This is a genomic window from Variovorax sp. DAIF25 (assembly GCF_050711835.1).
Classification (GTDB): Bacteria; Pseudomonadota; Gammaproteobacteria; order Burkholderiales; family Burkholderiaceae_C; genus Variovorax.
In genome coordinates this window covers 2460035-2474956 of sequence record NZ_CP136636.1, presented here as the reverse complement: position 1 = coordinate 2474956, position 14922 = coordinate 2460035, and the positions used below count along the sequence as shown (strand labels likewise).

Below are 14922 nucleotides of genomic sequence, written 5' to 3'. Positions count from 1 at the left end.
GCGGTTTTTTTGGTGCGCCGCAGCTAAGGGAAATTCCCCGAACCACCCTTCCCGGTCGCTCCGAATAATCGCGCCAGTCAACCAGGGTACTTTCGAGTAACCCCCGGTTTTCAATGCGCCACGCGGCCTCCGCGCGGCATCGGTCCCTGGTCGTCGCCGCAGGAGTCGAATGTCTACCGAGCTGGTCGAATCGCCTTGGCAAAGCCGCGGAGAGCGGCAGCAGGACCGCCATGCCAAGAAGGACGCGGTGCTGCTGGCGGCGGCGCGGCTGTTCACGACCAAGGGCTTCCAGGGCACCTCGCTCGACGACATCGCGCGCAGCCTGCGCGTGACCAAGCCCACCGTCTACCACTACGTCGAGAACAAGGAACAGATCCTGTTCGAGTGCGTGCAGCGCGGGCTCGAGGCGCTGCGCGCGGGCATCCTCGAGGCGGCGCGGCGCGGGCTGCCGCCGCGCGAGCGGCTGCGCGTGGCGATGGAGAACTACGCGGGCATCGTGACCAGCGACTTCGGCCTGTGCGTGATCCGCGTCGGCGAGGACCCGCTGGCCGAGCCCAGGCGGCGCGAGCTGCGCGCGCTCAAGGGCGAGATCGACACCGAGTTCCGCGCGCTGATCGAGGCCGGCATGGCCGAAGGCTGGATCGCGCGCGGCGACGCGGCGATGGCCTCGTACACGGTGGTCGGCGCGCTCAGCGGCATCGGCCGCTGGTACCGGCCCGACAGCCATCCGGCGCGCAGCCTGCAGGATGCCGTGCGGCACTGCATCGAGATGCTCATGCACGGCGTGCTCAGCGCCCCGACGGAGCTGCGGCCCTCGCAGAGCTCCGCGTCCTCGTGGTCCCAGTGGGGAGATTCCATGCCCAAGATGCGACGTGAAGTGCACTTCAACGAGCGCGTGGTGCGCTGCTTCGCCGAGCGGCCCGCCAACGTGGCCCAGATGCTGGCCGACGCGGTGCGGCTCTCGCCCGAGGGCGAGGCGCTGGTCTGCGACACGCTGCGCCTGAGCTGGCGCGAGCTGCACCATGCCACCACCAAGTGCGCGGGCGGCCTCGCACGGCGCGGCGTACGGCCGGGCGACCGGGTGGCGCTCTACCTCTCGAACGGGCCCGAGTTCGCGATCGCGGTGTTCGCCTGCGCCTGGCTCGGCGCGGTGGCGATGCCGGTGAGCGCGCGGGCGCGCACGGCCGAGCTCGAGTTCTCGCTGGCCGACGCCGAGGCGGTGGCGATCGTCTGCTCGCAGGAGCTGCAGGCGCTGGTGCCTTCGCCCGAGGCGCTGCCGCTGCTGCGCCTGCGCTTCGGCACCGGCGCCGCGCAGCCGGGCTTCGAATCCTTCACGGCGCTGATGCAGGCCGAGCCGCTGGCCAGCGCGCACGCGGCCGCCGAGGAAGACCTCGCGGTGCTGCTCTACACCTCGGGCACCACCGGCAAGCCCAAGGGCGCGATGCTCACGCACCTGAACATCGCGCATTCGGTGATGCACTTCGTGCACGCGATGAGCCTGGGCGAATCGGACCGCAGCATCGTCGCGGTGCCGCTGAGCCATGTCACCGGGCTGGTGGCGCAGCTCTACACCATGCTGCATGCGCGCGGCTGCGCGGTGCTGATGACGCAGTTCAAGGCGGCCGAGTTCGCGCGGCTGGCGGCGGCCGAGCGCATCACGCACACGATCATGGTGCCGGCCATGTACAACCTGTGCCTGCTGCTGCCGGACCTGCAGGCGCACGACCTCTCGGCCTGGCGCATCGGTGCCTACGGCGGCGCCTCGATGCCCACCGCCACCATCGAGGGCATCGCGGCGCGGCTGCCGGGCCTCACCCTGATGAACGCCTACGGCGCCACCGAGACCTGCTCGCCCGCGACCATCATGCCGCCCGGCATGACGGCCGAGCACCGCGACAGCGTGGGCCTGGCCGTGCCCTGCGGCGAGATCTGCGTGGTCGACGAGAACGGCAACGAGGTGGCACGCGGCGAGGTCGGCGAGATCTGGATCGCGGGCCCGATGGTGGTGCCTGGCTACTGGCGCAACCCGCAGGCCACGGCCAGCGAGTTCCGCGGCGGCTACTGGCGCTCGGGCGACATCGGCAGCATGGACGCCGACGGCTACGTGCGCATCCTCGACCGCAAGAAGGACGTGATCAACCGCGGCGGCTACAAGATCTTCTGCGCCACGGTCGAGAACACGCTGATGGAGCATCCGCGGATCGTCGAGGCCGCGCTGGTGGGCGTGCCCTGCGCGGTGCTCGGCGAGCGCGTGCATGCCTTCGTCTGCGTGAGCGAGCTCGACGAGCGCACCCAGGCCGCGGCCCTGCAGGCCTTCTGCGCCGAGCGGCTGTCGGACTACGCGGTGCCCGAGACCTGGACCATCGGCACCGAGGCGCTGCCGCGCAACCTCAACGGCAAGGTCATGAAGCGCGAGCTGCGCCAGTCGCTGCATGCGGCCCTGAGCTGAAACGAGGCGCCCCCACCATGACGACGAAGAAATTCAAGGCCACGCAGCAGGGCATCGTGTCGGCGCTGTTCGCGCTGCTGTTCGCAGGCTTCGCGGCGTTCCTGCCGGGCTTCGCGCAGATCGACAACCTGCTCACGCTGGTGCAGAACGTGGCCTTCCTCGGCATCCTGGGGCTGGGCATGGCGGTGATCGTGATCGGCCGCGGCATCGACATCTCGATGATCGCCGCGCTGGCCGTGCCCTCGGGCCTGCTGCTGCAGCTGGTGCAGAACGGCCATCCGCTCGGCTCGGCCTTCCCGATCGCGCTGGGCCTGGCGCTGGCCTTCGGGCTGGTCAACGGCTGGCTGATCGCCTATGCCGAGGTGCCGTCGCTGTTCACCACGCTGGCCTCGGGGCTCTTCCTCGCGGGGCTGGGACAGGCCTACTTCTTCCAGCTCGAGGTGGTGCAGTGGCCGGCCGCGCTCGACCCCGCGGCCTGGCTGGGCCGCGGCACCCTGGCCGGGGTGCCGACACCGGTCGTGATGTTCGGCGTGGCGGCCGCGGCCATGGCCTTCTTCCTGCGCCGCATGCGCGCGGGCGCCTTCGTCTACGCGATCGGCGACAACCCCTTCGCCGCGCGCGCCACCGGCCTGCCGACGCGGCCGATGGTGCTGCTGCAGTACGTGCTGGCGGCGCTGATCGGGCTGTTCGCGGGCGTGGTGATGGCGGCCTCGGTCAGCAGCATGCCGACGCGGATCTTCAACTCCACCATGATCTACGACGTGGTGCTGGTGGTGGTGCTCGGCGGCATCGGCCTGTCGGGCGGCCGCGGCGGCGTGTTCAACGTCGTGATCGGCACGCTGCTGATCGGCACCATGCTCAACGGCATGACGATCATGGACCTCTCCTATTCCGTGCAGAACATCGTCAAGGGCGTGGTGCTGCTGGCCGCGATCCTGATCGACTCCATGCTCAACCCGCGCAACGAAGAGACCGCGCAGCAGGGCGACATCTGATCCCGGGGTCCGCGAGCGGCCCCCCTCGTTTTCCGAAGCCGGGCGCCAGGCGATTTTGGCGTCATCCGAGACCACCGAAAAAAGGAGACATGCAATGCACTTCGTTCGCACACTCGCCGCATCCGCGAAGCTCGCGGGCATCGCGCTGGCGCTGGCCGCCTCGCAACACGCGGCCGCCCAGGGCAAGGGCCTCGACGAGCCCTTCCGCGACGGCTACAAGAAGGCGCTGGCCGGCAAGACCGTGGGCTACATCCCGGTGGCCATGGGCTTCGACCTCGCGCAAGGCTGGTACAACGGCCTCAAGAAGGAGCTCGAGCCCGCCGGCATGAAGGTGGTGGCGCGCGATCCCAACTGGAACACCAACGCCGGCGCGCAGGCCTTCACCGCGCTGATGGCCGAGAAGCCCGCGGTGATCGTGATCCACAACCCCGACGTGCAGACCTACGCCAAGCTGATCAAGAAGGCCGAGGAGGACGGCATCTACGTGGTGCAGATCAACATGCGCTCGGTGCAGCCCTCGACCGTGTTCGTGGGCGCCGACTGGGTCGACGTGGGCGAGCGCAATGCCGAGGCCGTGGTGCAGGCCTGCAAGGGCAAGTCGAACAAGATCGCCATCGTGCAGGGCGCGCCGACCGCGGCCACCAGCGCCTACACGCTCAAGGGCGTGGAGAACGTGCTGGCGAAGAACCCGCAGATCAAGGTGGTGTCGAACCAGGCCGCCGACTGGGACGCGGCCAAGGCCAAGGGCCTGACGCAGACGGTGCTCAAGCAGAACCCCGACCTGTGCGGCATCGTCGGCTTCTGGGACGGCATGGACATCGGCACCGCGGCCGCCATCAAGGAAGCGGGCCTGACCGGCAAGGTCTATCTCGCGACCTCGGGCGGCGGCGAGCAGAAAGGCGCCTGCGACCAGGTCAAGTCGGGCGCCTTCGACCTCGACGTGAGCTACGACGTGCCGACGCAGGCCGCCAACATGGCCGCCATGATCAAGTGGCTGGTGCAGGGCGGCATGAAGCCCGGCGCGGCCAAGCAGAACATCTACACCACGCTGATCCCGATCACGAAGGAGAACGCGGGTGCCGACGGCACCTGCTGGAAGCTCACCGCCGCCAAGTGACCGCCCCGCCGGAGCCGCACCGATGAACGAGACCCTGACGCGCCTGCGCTACCGCTGGTGGCCCGACCACTGGGTCGGCGAGATCCTGTCCAAGCGCTGGACCGAGACTGCGATCCCGGTGCTGCTGCTGGTGGCGGTGCTGCTGGCCTCGGGCCAGCTGATCGGCAACTTCTGGTCGCCGGTGGTGCTGGCCGACACGCTGCGGCAGGCCGGCGAGATCGGCTTCATCGTGCTCGGCCTGGCGCTGGTGATGATCGTGGGCGGCATCGACCTGTCGGTGGGTTCCATCTTCGCGCTCACCAACTTCTGCGCGTTGATGTGCATGCACGTGCTGAAGTGGCCGATGGGCGCGTCGGTGCTGGCCACGCTGGCCGTCGGCGCGCTGCTGGGCGCGGTCAACGGCGTGCTGATTGGCTACCTGCGGCTGCGCGCCTTTCTCACCACGCTGATCACGCTGATCATCTTCCGCTCGTTCTACGAGATCCTGAGCCTGCAGTACTCGACCGCGATCGCGGGCTCGCTGCCCGACTCGCCGGCCTGGGACTTCCTGGGCAACGGCACCTTGCTGGGCCTGCCGACCGTGGCCTGGGCCTATGCGGCGGTGGCGATCGCGGGCCATGTGCTGCTCACGCGGCTGCGCGCGGGCTGGCACATCATGGCCATCGGCGGCTCGCGCCGCTCGGCCTACAACAGCGGCATCGCGGTGCGGCGCACCGTGGCGCTGTGCTACGTGGCCTCGGGCACGCTGTGCGGCGCGGCCGGCTGCTTCTTCGCCTCGCGGCTGGCCACGGCCGGCGCCGACATCGGCGTGGGCATGGAGGTGCTGGTGCTCACGGCCGCGGTGCTCGGCGGCATCAGCCTGGGCGGCGGGCGCGGCTCGGTCGCCAAGGCGCTGGTCGGCACGCTGCTGGTGCTGCTGATCACCAACGGCCTGACCTCGATGTCGGCGCCCGGCGGCGTGATCCGCATGGTGCTGGCCGCGATCCTGGTGCTGGCGGCCGTGATCGACGTGCGCTGGCTCAAGAACCGCCAGCGCATCATCAGCAAGGTCTACGTGAGCCCGACCTACTTCGCGCTGCCGCCGGCACCGGCCAGCAGCGGCGACGGCGCGGGCGTCTACGCGGTCAACAACAAGCTGCGCGACGTCACGCTGATCGGCCTGGGCCGCATCGAGTCGCCCGAGGACGTGATCCTCGACCGCGGCGACAACCTCTATGCCGGCTCGCGCCATGGCGACGTGATCCGCTTCCTCGCGCCCGACTACGAGCGCATGGAGGTCTATGCCCACATCGGCGGCCAGCCGCTGGGCCTGGCCTTCGATCGCGAGGACAACCTGCACGTGTGCGTGGGCGGCATGGGCCTGTACCGCGTCACGCCCGAGCGCAAGGTCGAGCGCGTGACCGACGAGACCAACCGCAGCTGGACCTCGATCAACGACGACAGCCGGCTGCGGCTGGCCGACGACCTCGACATCGCCGACGACGGCCGCATCTTCTTCAGCGAGGCCACGGTGCGCTACGAGATGCACGAGTGGCCGGTCGACGGGCTGGAAGCGCGCGGCAACGGGCGCATCGTCTGCTTCGATCCGCGCGACGGCTCGACGCGCACCGTGCTGCGCGGGCTGCGCTTTCCGAACGGCATCGCGATCGCGAGCGACGGCCAGTCGATCCTGTTCGCCGAGACCTGGGGCTGCTGCATCAAGCGCTACTGGTTCGACGGGCCGAAGGCCGGCCAGGTGCAGATGGTGATCGACAACCTGCCCGGCTATCCCGACAACATCAACCTCGCCTCCGACGGCCACTACTGGCTCGCGCTGGTGGGCATGCGCTGCCCGGCCTACGACCTCGCGATGCGCATGCCGGGCTTTCGCCGCCGCATGGCCACGCGCGTGCCGGTGGACGAATGGCTGTTCCCCAACATCAACACCGGCTGCGTGCTCAAGTTCAGCGAGGCCGGCGAGATTCTCGAGACGCTGTGGGACCTGGGCGGCGAGAACCACCCGATGATCACCTCGATGCGCGAGCACCGCGGCCACCTCTACCTGGGCGGCATCTCGAACAACCGCATCGGCCGCTACAAGCTCGAGGGCGCCGACCCCGACTTCGTGCAGTACGAACGGCGCTGGAGGACGGCCTGATGCTCGACACCCTTCGCGGTTTCACCGACCGCCTGCTCGGACGCGGCAGCGCCGCCATCACGGTGCCGGTGATGGACGGCGTGCTCAAGCCCAACCGAGCGCTCGACAACGCCGAGGTGGTGGCCGAGCTCGCCGACATCGACGACCTCGCGGTGGCCGACGGCGTGCTGTGGATCGCGGCCGGACCTGCGCTGTACCGGCTCGACGGTGGCGTGCCCGTCGAGGTGCGGCGCTTCGAACGCCCGATCACGGCGCTGGCCGCGGCCCCCGGCGGACGGCTCGCGCTGGCGCTCGGCGGCACGCAGGTTCTGCTGCTCGCGCCCGACGGCGCCACCGCCCACACGCTCGCGGAGGCCGGCGGCCGCGCGCTGCGCTGCGTCAATGCGCTGGCCTGGGACGAAGCCGGCCGGCGCTGGCTGCTCACCGAGGGCTCGGCCGAGCATGCGCCCGAACGCTGGTGCCACGACCTGATGGCGCACGGCGCGAGCGGCCGCGTCTGCGCCTGGGCGCCGGGCGGCGGTGCCGCGCAGCAGCTCGCGGCCGGGCTGCGCCATGCCTTCGGCGTGCTGCCGCAGGCCGGCGGCACGGTGCTGGTCGGCGAGAGCTGGGCGCACCGCGTGCTCGCGCTGGGGCCGAACGGCACCGCGCCGCACGTGGCCGACCTGCCCGGCTATCCCTCGCGCATGGCTGCGGCGGCCGGCGGCGGCTTCTGGCTCAGCTGCTTCGTCTGCCGCACGCAGCTGGTGGAATTCGTGCTGCGCGAGGAGGCCTACCGCCGCCGCATGGTGGCCGAGATCGATCCGCGCTACTGGATCGCGCCGGCGCTCTCGTCGGGCCACAGCTTCCTCGAGCCGCTGCAGGGCGCGGGCGTCAAGCAGATGGGCGTGCTCAAGCCCTGGGCGCCGCCGCGCTCCTACGGGCTGGTGGTGCGCGTGAATGCGCAGGGCCAGGTCGTGTCTTCGCTGCACAGCCAGGTCGACGGCCGGCACCACGGCATCACCGCGGTGGCCGAGCATGGGGGCGCGCTGTTCGCGGCCTCGAAGGGCGGCGGCCGGCTGCTGCGGGTGCGCATGACCGCCGAGGAACAGGGAGCCGCGCGATGAATGCCCGCGATACCACTGCCGACACCGTGGCCGCCGAGCCGGCCGCGCCCGCCACGGTCGAGACCATGCTCGAGCTGCGCCAGGCCACCAAGAAATACGCGGGCGTGCCCGCCATCGAGGCGGTCGACTTCACGCTGCGCCGCGGCGAGATCCATGCGCTGCTCGGCGAGAACGGCGCCGGCAAGTCGACGCTGACCAAGGTGATGGCCGGCGTGGTGCCGCTGAGCGCGGGTCAGATGCTGGTGGAAGGCCGGCCGGTGCAGCTGCGCACGCCGCTGGAGGCGCGCCACGAGGGCATCGCGATGGTGTTCCAGGAAACCAGCCTGGTGCCGACGATGACGGTGGCGCAGAACCTGTTCCTGGGCCAGGAGTCATTCTTCAACCGGCTGCGCGGCGTCTACATCTCGGCGCAGCAGTTCCTGCAGTCGCTCAATTTCGACGTCGACCCGACCGCCACCGTGGGCATGCTCGGCGCGGCCAAGAAGCAGATGGTGGAGATCGCGCGCGCGGTGCTGCACAAGGCGCGCATCATCATCTTCGACGAGCCCACGGCCAGCCTCACGCCCGAGGAGAAGAAGTACTTCTTCGACCTGGTGTTCGACCTCAAGGCGCGCGGCGTGTCGGTGATCTTCATCTCGCACGCGCTCGAGGAGGCGCTGCTGCTGGCCGACCGCATCACGGTGCTGCGCGACGGGCGCCACGTGGTGACCGACGACAAGGCGAATTTCGATCGCGAGCGCATCGTGCAGGCGATGGTGGGGCGCGATCTCTCGCAGACGCTCTACGGGCAGAAGAAGACCCAGGTGCGGCCGCAGGGCGAATGCCTGCTGTCGGTGCGCAACCTGCGCATGGCGGCGATGGTCAAGAACAACTCGCTGTCGGTGTTCGCGGGCCAGATCACGGGCGTGTTCGGCCTGGTGGGCGCGGGCCGCACCGAGACCTTCAAGGTGGTGGCCGGGCTGATCAAGCGCGACTTCTTCCATGGCGGCGAGATCCTGCTGCGCGGCAGGCCGGTGCGCTACCGGGTCGCGCGCCAGGCGGTGCGCGACGGCATCGCCTACATCACCGAGGACCGCAAGTTCGAGGGCTTCTTCGAGACCATGTCGATCGCGCAGAACATCTACATGGGGCTGCAGGGCAAGCTGGCCGGCGCGCGCGGGCTGGTGTCGGGCGCGAAGGCGCGTTCGGTGGGCGAACACTGGAGCCGGCTGCTCAACGTGCGCGCCATCGGCAAGGACGTGAAGGTGATCGAGCTGTCGGGCGGCAACCAGCAGAAGGTGGTGATCGCCAAGTCGCTGGTGCAGGAACCCGACATCGTGATCTTCGACGAGCCCACGCGCGGGGTCGACGTGGGCGCCATCGCCGAGATCCACGCCGAGATCAACCGGCTGGCCGACGCCGGCAAGGCGGTGGTGGTGATTTCTTCCTACCTGCCCGAGGTGATGGCGCTGTCGGACCGCATCCTCGTGGCCAAGCAGGGCAAGGTGGTGACGGAGTTCTCGGCCACCGAGGCGACGCAGGAGGCGATCATGTACGCGGCCATCCACTGACCGCGCCGATCGCCGCGTTGCGGCGCTTCAGTTCTTCTCGTCTTCCGCCGGCCAGTCGCGGATGTAGGCCTTGAGCATCTTGTTCTCGAAGTTCTGCGCGTCGACCACGGCCTTGGCCACGTCGTAGAAGCTGATCACGCCCATCAGCATGCGCCGGTCCATCACCGGCATGTAGCGGGCATGGCGCTCGAGCATGATGCGGCGGATCTCGTCGAGGTCGGTTTCGAGGGTGCAGGTGACGGGGGCGTCGTCCATGGCCTTGCGCACCAGCGTGCCGCCGACCTGGCCGCCGTTGGCGACGATGGCCACGATCACTTCCCGGAAGGTCAGCATGCCGACCAGGTCGCCATGCTCCATGACGACGAGGGAGCCGATGTCTTTGTCCGCCATCGTCTTGACTGCTTCGGCCAGCAGATCGTCTGGCGTGATGGTGAAGAGCGTGTTGCCCTTGACGCGAAGGATGTCGGTGACTTTCATCGTGTGCTCCTCTCGGACTCTGTCTTTCCTGGCGGCCTGCCTTTTTTGAATATAGCCCACAATCGGCGCCGACCTCCACGGCCCGGTTTGTCGCTGTCACGCAGCGGACGCAACCGGCCAAAAGCGCCGCTCCAGAAAGGACCCCATGCCCGGCTATTCCGACCCCGGTTTCGACACCCTCGCGCTGCACGCGGGCGCCTCGCCCGACCCCACGACCGGCGCGCGCGCGGTGCCGATTCACCTGACCACCTCCTTCGTCTTCGAGTCGAGCGACCATGCGGCCGCCCTGTTCAACCTCGAGCGCTCGGGCCACGTCTACTCGCGCATCAGCAACCCGACCAACGCGGTGCTCGAGCAGCGGGTGTCGGCGCTCGAGGGCGGCATCGGCGCGATCACCACCGCCAGCGGCCAGGCGGCGCTGCATCTTTCCATCGCCACGCTGATGGGCGCGGGCTCGCACATCGTGGCCAGCACCGCGCTGTACGGCGGCTCGCAGAACCTGCTGCACTACACGATGCGCCGCTTCGGCATCGAGACCACCTTCGTCAAGCCCGACGACCTCGACGGCTGGCGCGCCGCGGCGCGGCCCGAAACCAAGCTGTTCTTCGGCGAGACCGTGGGCAACCCGGGCCTCGACGTGCTCGACATCCCGGCCGTGGCCGAGATCGCGCACGAGGCCGGCGTGCCGCTGCTGGTCGACTCCACCCTGACCTCGCCCTACCTGATCAAGCCGCTGGACTTCGGCGCCGACCTGGTCTACCACTCGGCCACCAAGTTCCTCTCGGGCCACGGCACGGTGATCGGCGGCGTGGTGGTCGACGGCGGCAGCTTCGACTGGGAGAAGTCGGGCAAATTCGCCGAGCTGACCCAGGCCTACGACGGCTTCCACAACATGGTGTTCAGCGAGGAGAGCACGGTCGGCGCCTTCCTGCTGCGCGCGCGCCGCGAAGGCCTGCGCGACTTCGGCGCCGCGATGAGCCCGCACACCGCCTGGCTGATCCTGCAGGGCATCGAGACCCTGCCGCTGCGCATGGAGCGCCACATCGACAACACGCAGAAGATCGTCGAGTTCCTCGCCACCCACCCCTTCGTCTCGCGCGTGGGCCATCCGCTGATCGAATCGCACCCGAGCCACGCCCTGGCGCAGAAGCTGCTGCGCCACGGCGCGCGCGGCGCGGGCGCGGTGTTCAGCTTCGACATCAAGGGCAGCCGCGCCCAGGGCAAGGCCTTCATCGAATCGCTCAAGCTCTTCAGCCACCTGGCCAACGTGGGCGACTGCCGCAGCCTGGTGATCCATCCGGCCAGCACCACCCACTTCCGCATGACCGACGAGGCGCTCGCGGGCGCGGGCATCTCGCAGGGCACGATCCGGCTGTCGATCGGCCTCGAGGATCCGGCCGACCTGATCGACGACCTGAAGCGCGCGCTGAAGGCGGCCGAGAAAGCGGGGGCCTGACACCATGCACTACACCGTCAACGGCCATTCCACCTACTGCTACACGGGCGGCAAGCCCTTCGATGCCGCCAAGCCCACCGTGGTCTTCGTCCACGGCGTGCTCAACGACCACAGCGTCTGGATCCTGCAGAGCCGCTGGTTCGCCAACCACGGCTGGAACGTGCTCGCGGTCGACCTGCCGGGCCACTGCAAGAGCGAGGGCCCGCCGCCGGCCAGCGTCGAGGAGGCCGCGCAGTTCGTGCTCGCGCTGCTCGACGCGGCGGGTGTGCGGAAGGCGGCGCTGATCGGCCACAGCTTCGGCTCGCTGATCGCGCTGGAGGCGGCCTCGCGCTCGCCCGAGCGCGTGACGCACCTGGCGATGGTCGGCAGCGCCTACCCGATGGTGGTGTCGCCGGCGCTGCTCGAGAGTTCGCTCAACGACCCACAGCGCGCGATCGCGATGGTCAACACCTTCTCGCATGCGCTGCTGGCGCCGCCGCCCTCGGCGCTCGGCCCGGGCACCTGGCTCTACGGCAGCTCGCGCGCGCTGATGCGCCGCGTGCTCGCGAGCAACCGCGAGGTCAACGTGTTCCATGTCGGCTTCAAGGCCTGCAACGACTATGCGGGCGGCGAGGCGGCGATGGAGAAGCTGCAGTGCCCGGTGCTGTTCCTGCTCGGCGACGCCGACCAGATGACGCCGCCGCGCGCCGTGAAGGCGCTGGCCGCCAAGGCACGCGACGGGCGGACGGTGACGGTGCACGCGGGCCACGCGCTGATGAGCGAGGCGCCCGACGCGGTGCTGTTCGCGCTGCGGGATTTCGTCTCGCGCTGAAGCGAAGCCGCGCTAGCCGCGCGCGGCCAGGTCGTTGATGTCGACCGGGTCGAGCACCTGCTTGGGCGCCCCGTGCCGCGCCACCGCCAGCATCGCGAGCCCCATGTTCTCGGTCGTGGTCACCAGGTGCGGCCACAGCCGCCGCGCGAGCCCGAACAGCGGCGTCAGCAGCACGATGCCCGCCTTGTACAGCGGCGTCTTCGTGTTGGCGCCGTGCAGCGGCTGGATCGCGCCGGGCCTGAACATGTAGGCGGCCCTGAACGGCAGCTTCAGCAGCGCGTTCTCGGTCGCGCCCTTCACGCGCGCCCACATGCTGCGGCCGCGCTCGCTGCTGTCGGTGCCCGAGCCGGTCACGTAGGCGAAGGTCATCTGCGGGTTGAGCCGCGCGAGCACGGTGGCGGCGGCCAGCGTGAGGTCGTAGGTCACGCGCCGGTACGCGTCCTCCTTCATGCCGACCGAGGACACGCCGAGGCAGAAGAAACAGGCGTCGAAGCCCGTGAGTTGCGGCTCGACCGCCGTGTAGTCGTACATGTCGCTCAGCACGAGATCGCGCAGCTTGGGATGCTGCTGGCCGCTGGGCCGGCGGCCGACGGCCACGACCTCCGCCACGTCGGGAGCGAGCAGGCATTCGCGCAGCACGCCGAAACCGACCATGCCGGTGGCGCCGAAGACGAGGACTTTCATGGGAGGGCCGGCCCCGCGGGCCGCGTGTGTGGACAGGCCGAGTAGATCAGGCCGCCCGCGGCACTGTAAAGAGCGCGGGCTTCTTCTCGAGCACCGCCACCATCAGCTCGGCATGCAGGCTCGAGGGCTGGGGCGCCGGCAGCGCGGTCAGCATGCGCGACAGCGTCTCGGCATGCGGCAGCAGCGGACCGAGGAAGCGCGTGCCCGCGGCATCGGCCACCAGGAGGGTCGGGAAGGTCTCGACGTCGAACTCGTCGGCGATGTCGGCGTGGTCCTCGATGTCGACCCAGGCGAAGCGCAGCCCGGGGTGCGCGCGCGCCACCTGCTCGAACAGCGGCCGGTAGTCGCGGCAGGTGCCGCACCACTCGGCGCACAGGCACACGACCCAGGGCGCGCCGCCGGCCGGCGCGGCGGAATCGGGGGTGGAAGGCAGGGCGCTCAAGGCTCGTACGTGGGCAGAAGGGGGAAGAAAGACCCGGGTGGTGCACCCGGAAGGTCGTGGCTATTATGGACAAAGCCCCTCCGGGGCGCAGGAGACGCACGATGAACACCTCCACCGCCACCACCCCTGGCAGCGCCGCGCCCGCGAGCGTCGATCCGCGCCAGTTCAAGAGCTTCGCGGAGTTCTATCCCTTCTACCTGACCGAACACGCCAACCGCACCTGCCGGCGGCTGCATTTCGCGGGCTCCACGCTGTCGCTGGCCTGCCTCGCGATGCTGGTGCTGACGCTCAATCCGCTGTGGCTGCTGGCCGGACTGCTGGTCGGCTACGGCTTCGCCTGGGTCGGGCATTTCGGCTTCGAGAAGAACAAGCCGGCCTCGTTCAAGCGGCCGCTCTACAGCTTCATGGGCGACTGGGCGATGTACCGCGACATCTGGCTGGGGCGGGTCAAGATCTGAGCCTTGCTCCTAGATCAATAGCACGTCACCCAGCCGCAGCGAGCGCAGCGGCCCCTTCTGCCACAGGTCCTCGAGCGGCTCGGCCTTGGGCATCAGGAGCGCCTCGAGCAGCGGCTCGATCGGCGTCGACGGATCGGCCAGCAGCACGTAGCGCGGATCGCCGCCATCGCCGTCCTCGGCCAGCGGCGCGATCCAGTCGAGCGCCACCAGGGTCTCGAGCACCGGCACCAATTGCAGCGCGTCGACCCGCATCGAGGCCACCAGCCGCGCCGCGCCCACGCCCTTGTCGGGCGTCGCGCGGGCCCGGGCGAGCTGCTGCAGCACCTCCATCGCGAGCTGCAGCGGCCAGCCGGCGCCGCCGCCGCGCCGGGCCACGCCGGTCAGGATGCTCGGCAGGTAGGCCGCGATCACCGCGCCCAGCAGCACGATGACCCAGGCCACGTAGATCCACACCAGCAGGATCGGGAAGGTGGCGAAGGCGCCATAGAGCACCGAGTAGGTCGGCACCAGGCTCAGGTAGTAACCCAGCACCCGCTTGGCGATCTCGATCGCCGCCGCCACGAACACGCCGCCGGCCCAGGCATGCGACCAGCGCACGTTGGTGTTGGGCACGTAGTGGTAGAGCGAGGCCATGCCGGCGGCCAGCAGCACGAACTCGAAGGCGTCGAAGAACAGCTTGACCACGCTCACGCCGACCACGTCGCGCGAGGCCGCGAACACGTAGGAGGTGGTGGACAGGCTCACCGCCAGGATCAGCGGCCCGAGGGTGATCGTGGCCCAGTAGATCAGCACCCGCTGCGCGAAGGGGCGCGGCGAACGCACGCGCCAGACGTTGTTGAGCGTCTTGTCGATGGTGAGGATCAGCGCGATGGCGGTGATCAGCAGCACGATCAGGCCCGCGATCCCCAGGCCGCTGGCCTTGCTCGCGAACTGGTTGAGGTAGCCCAGCACCTGGCGCGCGATGTTCTCGGGGATCAGGCTCTCGATCAGCCAGCGCTGCAGGCGGCCCTGCATCTTGGCGAACATCGGGAACACGGTGAACAGCGCGAGCGCCACCGTGAAGAACGGCACCATCGCGATGGTGGTGGTGAAGGTCAGGCTGCTGGCCGTGAGCCCGAGGCGGTCTTCGCGAAAACGCTCGCTGAGCACCGCGGCGGTGTTTCGCCAGGGGAAACGGGAGAGATCCCTCCAGAGCTGACGACGATTCATGGCCGGTATCATGCCATCCGCCTTTTCCGTTTCG

Annotated in this window: 13 protein-coding genes; 9 read left to right on the top strand and 4 right to left on the bottom strand. The window is 69.6% G+C overall.

Annotated features, from left to right (window positions below):
- Positions 1-169 precede the first annotated feature (169 nt).
- The 6 genes from R0232_RS11310 to R0232_RS11285 all read left to right on the top strand — a co-directional run bounded on the left by R0232_RS11310 (position 170) and on the right by R0232_RS11285 (position 9351).
- Entirely contained in the window at positions 170-2449 is a 2280-nt protein-coding gene (locus tag R0232_RS11310) for an AMP-binding protein (RefSeq protein WP_431512158.1), read from the top strand.
- A 17-nt stretch (positions 2450-2466) separates the two neighbouring features.
- Positions 2467-3444 carry an ABC transporter permease gene (locus R0232_RS11305; RefSeq protein ID WP_431512157.1) on the top strand — a complete coding sequence of 326 codons (978 nt, stop codon included), beginning with the start codon at positions 2467-2469 and terminating at the stop codon, positions 3442-3444.
- Positions 3445-3538: 94 nt separating this feature from the next.
- Positions 3539-4561, top strand: a complete 1023-nt coding sequence (locus R0232_RS11300; RefSeq protein WP_296778460.1) for a sugar ABC transporter substrate-binding protein — start codon at positions 3539-3541, stop codon at positions 4559-4561.
- Positions 4562-4583: 22 nt separating this feature from the next.
- Positions 4584-6698: an ABC transporter permease gene (locus R0232_RS11295; RefSeq protein WP_431512156.1), complete on the top strand. Its 2115-nt coding sequence runs from the start codon at positions 4584-4586 to the stop codon at positions 6696-6698.
- The gene (locus R0232_RS11290; RefSeq protein WP_431512155.1) at positions 6698-7801 is read left to right on the top strand and encodes a strictosidine synthase; all 1104 of its coding nucleotides are present in this window, start codon (positions 6698-6700) and stop codon (positions 7799-7801) included. The genes R0232_RS11295 and R0232_RS11290 overlap by 1 nt, the downstream gene beginning before the upstream one ends.
- Entirely contained in the window at positions 7798-9351 is a 1554-nt protein-coding gene (locus tag R0232_RS11285; protein ID WP_431512154.1) for a sugar ABC transporter ATP-binding protein, read from the top strand. The genes R0232_RS11290 and R0232_RS11285 overlap by 4 nt, the downstream gene beginning before the upstream one ends.
- A 27-nt stretch (positions 9352-9378) precedes the next feature.
- On the opposite strand, the gene R0232_RS11280 is transcribed toward R0232_RS11285, so the two are convergent.
- Positions 9379-9828, bottom strand: a complete 450-nt coding sequence (locus tag R0232_RS11280; RefSeq protein WP_093343237.1) for a CBS domain-containing protein — start codon at positions 9826-9828, stop codon at positions 9379-9381.
- Between the two features lie 145 nt (positions 9829-9973).
- Here R0232_RS11280 and R0232_RS11275 point away from each other — a divergent pair, with 145 nt between their 5' ends.
- Both R0232_RS11275 and R0232_RS11270 read left to right on the top strand, forming a co-directional pair.
- A complete protein-coding gene (locus tag R0232_RS11275) occupies positions 9974-11284 on the top strand; it encodes an O-acetylhomoserine aminocarboxypropyltransferase (protein ID WP_431512153.1) in 1311 nt (436 codons plus the stop codon).
- Positions 11285-11288: 4 nt separating this feature from the next.
- Positions 11289-12095 carry an alpha/beta fold hydrolase gene (locus R0232_RS11270; protein WP_431512152.1) on the top strand — a complete coding sequence of 269 codons (807 nt, stop codon included), beginning with the start codon at positions 11289-11291 and terminating at the stop codon, positions 12093-12095.
- 12 nt (positions 12096-12107) lie between these two features.
- Here R0232_RS11270 and R0232_RS11265 read toward each other — a convergent pair whose 3' ends face one another.
- The gene (locus R0232_RS11265; RefSeq protein ID WP_431512151.1) at positions 12108-12779 is read right to left on the bottom strand and encodes an NAD-dependent epimerase/dehydratase family protein; all 672 of its coding nucleotides are present in this window, start codon (positions 12777-12779) and stop codon (positions 12108-12110) included.
- A 46-nt stretch (positions 12780-12825) separates the two neighbouring features.
- Complete coding sequence (locus R0232_RS11260) at positions 12826-13221, bottom strand: thioredoxin family protein (RefSeq protein WP_209541066.1); 396 nt, start codon at positions 13219-13221, stop codon at positions 12826-12828.
- Between the two features lie 101 nt (positions 13222-13322).
- On the opposite strand from R0232_RS11260, the gene R0232_RS11255 reads away from it, so the two are divergent.
- On the top strand, positions 13323-13679 hold the full coding sequence (locus R0232_RS11255; protein WP_398498111.1) for an Mpo1-like protein: 357 nt from the start codon (positions 13323-13325) through the stop codon (positions 13677-13679).
- Between the two features lie 9 nt (positions 13680-13688).
- On the opposite strand, the gene R0232_RS11250 is transcribed toward R0232_RS11255, so the two are convergent.
- A complete protein-coding gene (locus R0232_RS11250; RefSeq protein ID WP_208507649.1) occupies positions 13689-14900 on the bottom strand; it encodes a YihY family inner membrane protein in 1212 nt (403 codons plus the stop codon).
- Between the last annotated feature and the right edge of the window lie 22 nt (positions 14901-14922).

Bases quoted from the DNA above. Each gene is read 5' to 3' on its own strand.
- R0232_RS11310 (WP_431512158.1), top strand. From the start codon at position 170: ATGTCTACCGAGCTGGTCGAATCGCCTTGGCAAAGCCGCGGAGAGCGG.
- R0232_RS11305 (WP_431512157.1), top strand. From the start codon at position 2,467: ATGACGACGAAGAAATTCAAGGCCACGCAGCAGGGCATCGTGTCGGCG.
- R0232_RS11300 (WP_296778460.1), top strand. From the start codon at position 3,539: ATGCACTTCGTTCGCACACTCGCCGCATCCGCGAAGCTCGCGGGCATC.
- R0232_RS11295 (WP_431512156.1), top strand. From the start codon at position 4,584: ATGAACGAGACCCTGACGCGCCTGCGCTACCGCTGGTGGCCCGACCAC.
- R0232_RS11290 (WP_431512155.1), top strand. From the start codon at position 6,698: ATGCTCGACACCCTTCGCGGTTTCACCGACCGCCTGCTCGGACGCGGC.
- R0232_RS11285 (WP_431512154.1), top strand. From the start codon at position 7,798: ATGAATGCCCGCGATACCACTGCCGACACCGTGGCCGCCGAGCCGGCC.
- R0232_RS11280 (WP_093343237.1), bottom strand. From the start codon at position 9,828: ATGAAAGTCACCGACATCCTTCGCGTCAAGGGCAACACGCTCTTCACC.
- R0232_RS11275 (WP_431512153.1), top strand. From the start codon at position 9,974: ATGCCCGGCTATTCCGACCCCGGTTTCGACACCCTCGCGCTGCACGCG.
- R0232_RS11270 (WP_431512152.1), top strand. From the start codon at position 11,289: ATGCACTACACCGTCAACGGCCATTCCACCTACTGCTACACGGGCGGC.
- R0232_RS11265 (WP_431512151.1), bottom strand. From the start codon at position 12,779: ATGAAAGTCCTCGTCTTCGGCGCCACCGGCATGGTCGGTTTCGGCGTG.
- R0232_RS11255 (WP_398498111.1), top strand. From the start codon at position 13,323: ATGAACACCTCCACCGCCACCACCCCTGGCAGCGCCGCGCCCGCGAGC.
- R0232_RS11250 (WP_208507649.1), bottom strand. From the start codon at position 14,900: ATGATACCGGCCATGAATCGTCGTCAGCTCTGGAGGGATCTCTCCCGT.